The sequence below is a fragment of the Aliidiomarina sp. genome (assembly GCF_047920995.1).
Classification (GTDB): domain Bacteria; phylum Pseudomonadota; class Gammaproteobacteria; order Enterobacterales; family Alteromonadaceae; genus Aliidiomarina.
In genome coordinates this window covers 1-7,698 of sequence record NZ_JBLRWZ010000052.1, presented here as the reverse complement: position 1 = coordinate 7,698, position 7,698 = coordinate 1, and the positions used below count along the sequence as shown (strand labels likewise).

At 46.5% G+C, this 7,698-nt stretch carries 7 protein-coding genes and 2 pseudogenes; 8 read left to right on the top strand and 1 reads right to left on the bottom strand.

All coding sequences use genetic code 11. The features are described from left to right. From ACNA7P_RS10665 to ACNA7P_RS10640, 6 genes and pseudogenes are all read left to right on the top strand, one after another. Window positions 1-254, top strand: a pseudogene (locus ACNA7P_RS10665) (IS21 family transposase); the annotation flags it as partial. Between the two features lie 186 nt (window positions 255-440). Beyond that, window positions 441-854 carry a DUF6088 family protein gene (locus tag ACNA7P_RS10660; RefSeq protein ID WP_416258613.1) on the top strand — a complete coding sequence of 138 codons (414 nt, stop codon included), beginning with the start codon at window positions 441-443 and terminating at the stop codon, window positions 852-854. 177 nt (window positions 855-1,031) lie between these two features. Further along, window positions 1,032-2,102, top strand: a complete 1,071-nt coding sequence (locus ACNA7P_RS10655) for a helix-turn-helix domain-containing protein (RefSeq protein ID WP_416258612.1) — start codon at window positions 1,032-1,034, stop codon at window positions 2,100-2,102. Then, the gene (locus ACNA7P_RS10650; RefSeq protein ID WP_416258611.1) at window positions 2,086-2,583 is read left to right on the top strand and encodes a PIN domain-containing protein; all 498 of its coding nucleotides are present in this window, start codon (window positions 2,086-2,088) and stop codon (window positions 2,581-2,583) included. Before ACNA7P_RS10655 ends, ACNA7P_RS10650 begins: the two co-directional genes overlap by 17 nt. Window positions 2,584-3,019: 436 nt before the next feature. Beyond that, window positions 3,020-3,708 (top strand): annotated as a pseudogene (locus tag ACNA7P_RS10645) (aspartate/glutamate racemase family protein). 203 nt (window positions 3,709-3,911) lie between these two features. Then, window positions 3,912-4,187, top strand: a complete 276-nt coding sequence (locus ACNA7P_RS10640; protein WP_416258610.1) for a helix-turn-helix domain-containing protein — start codon at window positions 3,912-3,914, stop codon at window positions 4,185-4,187. Window positions 4,188-4,260: 73 nt separating this feature from the next. Here ACNA7P_RS10640 and ACNA7P_RS10635 read toward each other — a convergent pair whose 3' ends face one another. Next, window positions 4,261-5,208: an ATP-grasp domain-containing protein gene (locus tag ACNA7P_RS10635; RefSeq protein ID WP_416258609.1), complete on the bottom strand. Its 948-nt coding sequence runs from the start codon at window positions 5,206-5,208 to the stop codon at window positions 4,261-4,263. Between the two features lie 214 nt (window positions 5,209-5,422). On the opposite strand from ACNA7P_RS10635, the gene ACNA7P_RS10630 reads away from it, so the two are divergent. After that, a complete protein-coding gene (locus ACNA7P_RS10630) occupies window positions 5,423-7,300 on the top strand; it encodes a DUF885 domain-containing protein (RefSeq protein ID WP_416258608.1) in 1,878 nt (625 codons plus the stop codon). A gap of 95 nt (window positions 7,301-7,395) precedes the next feature. Then, window positions 7,396-7,698, top strand: a 303-nt coding sequence (locus ACNA7P_RS10625; RefSeq protein WP_416258607.1) for a thiol-disulfide oxidoreductase DCC family protein, incomplete at its 3' end; no start/stop codon positions are given.

Genomic DNA, 7,698 nt, shown 5'->3' with positions numbered 1-7,698 from the left:
CGCAATTCTGTGAGCACTATCGTAGTTGGCGTAAGACCCAAAAGCGCAGTATGCGCCAGTTGCATCTTGCCGGCGATAAACTGTTTATTGATTACTGCGGTCCGACAGTGCCTATCTTCAATCCCCATACCGGTGAAGTTCGCTATAACGCGCAGGTCTTTGTGGCAACCTTGGGTGCTTCAAACTACACCTATGTTGAAGCCGGGCGTTCGCAACAACTGGAAGACTGGATCATGGCACACGTACGCGCCTTCTGTCACCAGCAAACTCTTGTCAGCTTTAGCTCCGCTTGGTCTTTCGTGAAATTATTGAATTTCATCTCGTGATTTTTAGCTTATGCTGCAAATGCGCTGTTAATATAGGCTTTATAGGTTTTAATTTTTATTTAAAGTGTCGTATATTTACAATATTATCGTGTCGTAAATTTGTGAGTTATTGCCATGTCGCTTAATTCGTTAAGAAGTAGAATGAAATACCGGATTAGCCGGAGTAAGAAAACAGTGTTTACTCCGAAGGATTTCCTTGATCTTTCTGATCGGGATCAAGTGGGCCGCGTATTGCGTCAGCTTGTGAAGGATGAAAGCTTGATCAAGTTTGGCCAAGGTCTCTACGCTAAAGCTAAGCGCTCATCGTTAACGGGTAAGTTAATACCTATCAAACCCTTACCTGAGCTTGCCGTTGAAGCACTTCGTGATAAATTGAAAGTGAAGGTGGTATCTGCCAGTGATTTGGAACGCTATAATAGCGGACAAAGCACGCAAGTACCAACTGGACGATTGATCGCTGTTAAAGGCCGTGTATCTCGTAAAATGGCGTATGACGGTAAGTCGATAAAGTATCAGTACCTGAAATAGAAAATCGTAGAACATGTTCGCAACTTAAACTAGCAACTACCGCTTAGCCGAATCGGCCAAATTCTTTCTAACCTCGTCTCTTGACTGTAAGTTTGCTAGCGATTCTAGACAAACAGCATAAAGAGGTTTATGTTTCTATTATAAATTTTAGTTTTATAAACCACCAAGGAAGATTCAATGTTCGCTGAACGTTTCGTTCGAGCTCGCAAAGCCTCAGGCTTATCGATGCAAGCACTTGCTGATCAGGTAGGGCTGTCGCCCAATGCGATAAAGAAATACGAGCACGGTGATGCCATGCCTTCGTCGTCAAACTTAATGAAGCTTGCTAAAGCCTTGAACGTGCGCAGCGAATATTTTTTTCGCCCAATGAAAGTTGAGTTGGAAGGTGTTGAATATCGCAAGCGAGCCAGTACCCCGCAGAAAACTCTCGCTAAGATTAAGAGCGACGTGCTCGATCAGGTTGAACGTTGGTATGAGTTACTTGATTTCTTTCCAGACTCAGCAAAGCCGATTAAGGACTTTACACTACCTCCGTGCCTACCCAATTCTATTGGGGACTATGACGAGCTCGAAAGCGTTGCCAATACCATGCGCGAGTATTGGGATTTGGGACTGAATCCAGTTCAGGATTTGGTCGATACTTTCGAGTCTCGAGGGTTGATGGTCATACTCTCCCACGTTGGTACCGACAAGAAATTTGATGGTTTAGCCGGCAGCATTAAGGGAAAACCACTCATTGTGATTTCGGGATTACAGAGTGGAGACCGGCAGCGGTTTACGTTGGCACATGAACTCGGCCATTTAGCTTTGCATGGGCGCCTCGCTGATTCTTTAGATGAGGAAAAGGCCTGTAATCGCTTTGCTGGAGCATTTTTGCTGCCCAAATCATCCATTCAGCAAGAGCTTGGAGAGCGGCGTAGCCACCTTGAAGCACGTGAGCTCTATATGCTGAAGCACGAATATGGTCTCAGTATGGCAGCGGTTGGTGTTCGTGCCATGCAATGCCACTTAATTTCTGAACATTATTACACTCGTTTAATGAAGAGTTTCAGCATAAATGGCTGGCGCAAACAAGAGCCGGGTGAGCCTTACCCAACAGAAACAACGTTCCTTTTTAAACAGCTTGTATATCGGGCGCTCAGCGAGGAATACATGGGTGAGGCTAAAGCTGCCGAATTGTTAGGTATGTCGTTATCTAGTTTTCACAAGGAACGTAAGCTTGAGGTAACGCATGAATGTGCCGGATGAGCCACAGCAACTTCTTGTAAGCGACGCAAATATACTTATAGATATGCAGGAGGGGGGACTGCTCCACGTTTTCTTCAAGCTCCCGTATGAGTTTATTATTCCAGATATTTTATTTGAGGAAGAATTGGCAGACGACCACCCGGATATACCAGATCAGGGTTTAAGGCTTGTTGAATTGTCTGGAGAGTTGATGTTGAGTGCAATGCAGATGATCGATGTTTATCGAAAGCCGAGTCGTAACGATATCTTCGCAATGTGCCTTGCAATGGACAAACGATGCCCGTTGCTTACTGGAGACAAGGACTTGCGTGATGCAGCAATGCGCGAAGGTATTGAAGTGCAAGGCACGATACGTATGGTCTCAGCCATGATTGACCACGAACTTATTACGAAGGAAGAAGCACGGCAAGCCTATGATTTGATGCGAAATGCGGGTAGGCGGCTGCCATGGAAACGGGCAGATGAGAGTTTGCATGATTGAAGGTGATGAGTATTTCAGAACTAGTTTGGAATAACTGATTTTATAACCCATGTGCGCTTGAACAGGTGGTTGCCGTCGTTCGTAAGCCTGAAAGTTTAGATCCGGTCGTTAGTAACCGTGTGTAGTGGCATAGTTAATTTGGTGACCTGAGTCTCACTTTGCCGCGAAATCATCCAGCACTTGTTTTACTTCAATTACCCATCACCACCCATAAAACAACTTCCCATCTTTCATTCGCACAAGTTCAAAGCTACTGCCGACATCTAAGTCATCTTGGTTTTCCATTAAAAAGTAAGCCAGGCTACTTGTGGGGTGGTGCTGCATACTGATTCTCTCTGCGCTGATGGCGAGTAACGGTTACTCTATCATTGCGTTTATCCATGCTAATCTCAAGGTATTGCGCTGCAAAAGAACCAACCACAGGAGCCTCACCAACATGAAAACCATTGGCCTTATCGGCGGTATGAGCTGGGAATCTACGCAGGTGTATTACCGGTGTTGAATGAAAACGTGAAGCAGCGTTTGGGTGGGCATCATTCGGCGAAGGTGGTGTTGGTGAGTGTCGATTTTGCGGAAATTACTAAGTTGCAGCATGCGGGCGATTGGCAGGCTACGGCGGCTATTTTGTGTGATGCGGCGCAAGCGCTTGAGCGCGCCGGTGCGGATTTTATTCTGATTGGCACGAATACCATGCACAAAATTGCCGATGAGGTGGCAGCGGCGGTTTCTGTGCCCTTGTTGCACATCATTGATGTTACTGCGGCAGCGCTTAAGGCCCGCAACATTAAGCGGGTGGGGCTGTTGGGCACGCAATTCACTATGGAGCAAGAGTTCTATCGGGCGCGTTTACAAGCGAACGGTATTGAAGTGGTTATTCCAGAGCCCGTAGAGCGGGAGTTAGTGCATCGGGTTATTTATGATGAGCTTTGCAAAGGGCAATTTTTAGATGAATCCAAGCAAGCTTACCTTGAGATCATCGCAGGCCTTGCAGCGCGCGGCGCTGAAGGTGTAATTTTAGGCTGTACCGAAATTGGTATGCTGCTGCAAGATGGCGATGCTGCAATTCCGCTATTCGATACCGCTGAAATGCATGCCGGGGCGGCAGTAGCAAAAGCACTAGGCTAAACAACAGCTGGTATATCTCGTATTTTTCTTTTCGTATTTGTGTTTTGGTTTTTCACTGTATAGACAAATTGCAGAAAGAGAGTTATCATATATGATAACAAAACAGGGATGATGTGTATGAATTGGAGAATTCAATTTTACGCTGGGGTTGAGAATGAGATCCTCAAAATGCCTCGAGAACGCCAAAAAGAGGTGCAAAAATCATGAGTATTGAAAAACTAAAGCAGCGCGCATTCAAGAATGCTGAAGTTAAATCCGAATATGAGCAGTTAGAAAGCGAATTTAAGTTAATTGATCAGCTCCTTTCCATGAGAGCAAGTGCTGGGTTAACGCAAGAACAAGTTGCGGACAAAATGCAAACTAAGAAGAGCAATGTAAGCCGTTTGGAAACAGGAAGCACCAACCCGAGTTGGTCTACTTTGCTTAAATATGCCGATGCTTGCGGATTTGAGCTGTCTTTGCGCTCCCACAAGGTGTAAACAAAAAATATTATTTTTTCTATTCTGACCAAAACCGCTCACTTCACAATAAGCGGCTTTTGCACCCAGAATATTACCTCGAAGCCAATTCTATTAAATAATCAGCTAATGCACCCATGCCGGTGCGCTCAACTTGGGCGCGTTGCTCTGCGGCTTGGTTGTAGTTGGTATTGGTGTTTACATCGTAAACGAACAGCTCGCCATTGGCATTTTCAATGAACTCGATGCCGGCTACATCAATTTGGCTTGCGCGCAAAAAGGTTTCAAGTTGGCCGACAATTTCGTGCTCGTTGAAGCGCTCGGTAATTTCGAATTTTTCCGCTTTTTGATCGGTAGGGCAAAACTGGTCTTCAATGCTGCAGTTATCGGCAGGGCAAAGCTCAAAGCCATCTTCGGTATTCACTTGCACCGTATACAAAAACTTCTGGCCAATAAATTCGGCGCGGGTGATAAATGGTTGCTTGGGTTGAATGTATTCTTGCAGCAACCAAATGCCGTCTAAGGGTTCTTCAAGATCATCACGCTCAAGGTATGCGCTAAGCTCGGCAAGTTTATTAAAGCGTTGCACGCCAAGCCCTTTACCGCCTCGGTTTGGTTTCAAAATTAGCGGCCATTGGTTAAAGGCTTCAGCTGCGGCAAGTATATGCGGCATGCCAACAACCGCATGGGTTTTTGGCACCTGCAAGCCGGCGCGTTGTAATGCGGCGTACTGAGATATTTTGCACACTTCGAGCGCTAACACACTGCTATTGTTCACTACGGTGCGCTGATAGCCTTCTAACCACGTGAGTACTGCGCGGGTAAGCTCGGGGGCAAAGCGATGGCCACGGGTATGCGAAGAAGCGCTCATGCGATTGTAATACACCGCATCGTTGGGCTGTTCGGTGAATGGCACTACGCCGGTATCTAAAAACCATTCCTGCGCGGTAACACCGCGCTTTGCGAATGCTTCGCGCAAGGGAACTAACCATTCGTTGTTTTCATGAATTACTACTATCTCGCGCACAATGGCTTCGCTCATAATGGCCTCCGCATACACTTAATTAAGGCTGCCATTACACCGCACTAATGAAGGGTGAAGCAAATCGAAAAGGTTATATGTAAGATTGTGCAGATCTAACGTGATTTAACATGCGAGCACAACATGCTGAATGTATCCGTGTTAATCTCAAGCTATTGGTTGCAAAGAACTACATAAAAAGGTTTAAAAAACCACATACAACAGGAGAATTCTTATGTTTGCTTACAAACGTATCGCGCTAGCGGTTTCGCTGGTAGTACTCACGAGTGCATGTTCAGAGGCGCCAGAGGCTGATGCTCTGGCTGCTACAAACTCAGCACCAAGCGCAGCAGCGCCTGCGCCTGCGGCAACGGCAGCAGAAGTGGCAACAGAATCGGCCAAAGCGAATCAGTTGTTCGAAGATATGTTTATGGAAAATGTGTTGCGCAGCCCCATGTATCAATCATTTTTGGGCATTAAGCGCGATCAAGATAAGTGGGATGATATTTCCGAGCAGCACGCGGAAGAAACCTTAGCGTTACAACAAAACCAATTAGCTCGGGTGCTTGCGATTGATGCAAGCAAACTGGATGAGCAAACGAGCATTAGTTGGATGCTGGCCAAGCAAAACTTGCAAGAATCGATTGCTGATTTTCAATGGCGCCATCATAACTACCCGGTAAACCAGATGTTTGGCATGCACTCGCGGGTGGCAGCGCTGTTAATCAACCAGCATGGTATTGATGAAATGGCCGATGCTGAAGCCTATATTGCCCGATTAAATGCTCTGCCTGCCTTATTTGATCAGTTAACCGAGGGCCTGAAACTTCGGGCCGAGAAGGGCATTATTGCGCCGCAATTTGTTTACCCTTATGTGATAAGCGATAGCCGCAATATTATTTCAGGCGCACCGTTTGATAACGGAGCCGCAAGCACATTGCTTGCCGATTTTGCGGGTAAAATTGCTGCGCTGGATATTTCGGAAGATCAGCATAGTAGTTTACTGGCGGCGGCCGAACAAGCGTTGTTACAATCGGTAAAGCCTGCGTATGAGCATTTAATTAGCGTGGTGGAAGAAATTGCGGCACAAGCGGATAACAAAGATGGTGCTTGGAAATTTCCAAACGGCGAAGCGTTTTATAACAATGCGTTGCAGCGCACTACTACCACTGATTTAACCGCAAATGAAATTCACGATATTGGCTTAAGCGAAGTGGCGCGCATTCATGATGAAATGCGCGTGATTATGGAAGAAGTGGAGTTTGCGGGTAGCCTGCAAGAATTTTTCGTACATATGCGCAACAGCGAAGATTTCATTTACCCGGCTACTGATGAAGGCCGCCAACGCTATATCGATGAGGCTACGGCTTACATTGATGCCATGCGCGAACGGCTCGATGAGCTATTTATTACTAAACCAAAAGCCGACATGGTGGTGCGAGCAGTAGAGCCGTTCCGCGAACAATCGGCGGGTAAAGCATTTTATCAGCAGCCTTCAATGGATGGCTCGCGCCCGGGTGTGTACTACGCCAACTTGTACGATATGGCTTCAATGCCAACCTATCAAATGGAAGCGCTTGCCTACCATGAGGGGATTCCTGGGCACCACATGCAAATTGCGATTGCCCAAGAGCTAGAGGGGATTCCAACCTTCCGTAAATTTGGCCGTTATACTGCGTATAGCGAAGGCTGGGGGCTATATACCGAGCTACTTCCAAAAGAAATTGGCTTTTATGAAAACCCTTATTCTGATTTTGGCCGCTTGGCGATGGAGTTATGGCGCGCCGTGCGGTTAGTGGTTGATACGGGTATTCATGCTAAACAATGGACACGTGAAGAAAGTATTGATTTTTACGTTGCCAATACACCTAACGCTGAAGCTGATGCGGTGAAAATGGTGGAGCGGCATATCGTAATGCCAAGCCAAGCAACGGCTTACAAAATTGGCATGATTAAGATTCTGGAATTGCGCGAACATGCGAAAACCGAGTTAGGTGATGCGTTCGATATTCGTGAGTTTCATGATGTGGTGCTAGCCAGCGGGCCAGTGCCGCTGAATATACTTGAGCAATTTGTGCATACGTACATTAGCGAAACTCAAGCTGCCATGTAGAGCGTGTAAATAAATTGTTGCCTCACGCAGAACTTTCCGTGCCGCATTTGCGTATACTGTAGCTAAGCAATCGCGAAAGCGTTTAAGGAGCAACCGTGGCACAACTTACGATTTTTTATGATGGTACATGCCCGCTATGCTTGCATGAAATGCGCAAGCTTGAGCAGCTCGATAGTAATGGCCACATGGCCTATGAAGATATTAATGAGCCGGATTTCGTGGAACGCTATCCGCACGTTGATAAGCAGGCGGCAAATACGATTTTGCATGGCCAAACCGATATCGGCGAAATGCTGTATGGATTAGATGTTACCCACGCGGCCTGGACGTTAGTAGGGCGAGGTTGGTTAACGGCGCCGTTACGCTGGCCGCTGATCCGTTTTGTGGCCGACAAAGTT

Coding starts and splice junctions, on each gene's coding strand:
- ACNA7P_RS10635 (WP_416258609.1), bottom strand. CDS start 5,208: ATGAGCGAAGCCATTGTGCGCGAGATAGTAGTAATTCATGAAAACAAC.
- ACNA7P_RS10630 (WP_416258608.1), top strand. CDS start 5,423: ATGTTTGCTTACAAACGTATCGCGCTAGCGGTTTCGCTGGTAGTACTC.
- ACNA7P_RS10660 (WP_416258613.1), top strand. CDS start 441: ATGTCGCTTAATTCGTTAAGAAGTAGAATGAAATACCGGATTAGCCGG.
- ACNA7P_RS10640 (WP_416258610.1), top strand. CDS start 3,912: ATGAGTATTGAAAAACTAAAGCAGCGCGCATTCAAGAATGCTGAAGTT.
- ACNA7P_RS10655 (WP_416258612.1), top strand. CDS start 1,032: ATGTTCGCTGAACGTTTCGTTCGAGCTCGCAAAGCCTCAGGCTTATCG.
- ACNA7P_RS10650 (WP_416258611.1), top strand. CDS start 2,086: ATGAATGTGCCGGATGAGCCACAGCAACTTCTTGTAAGCGACGCAAAT.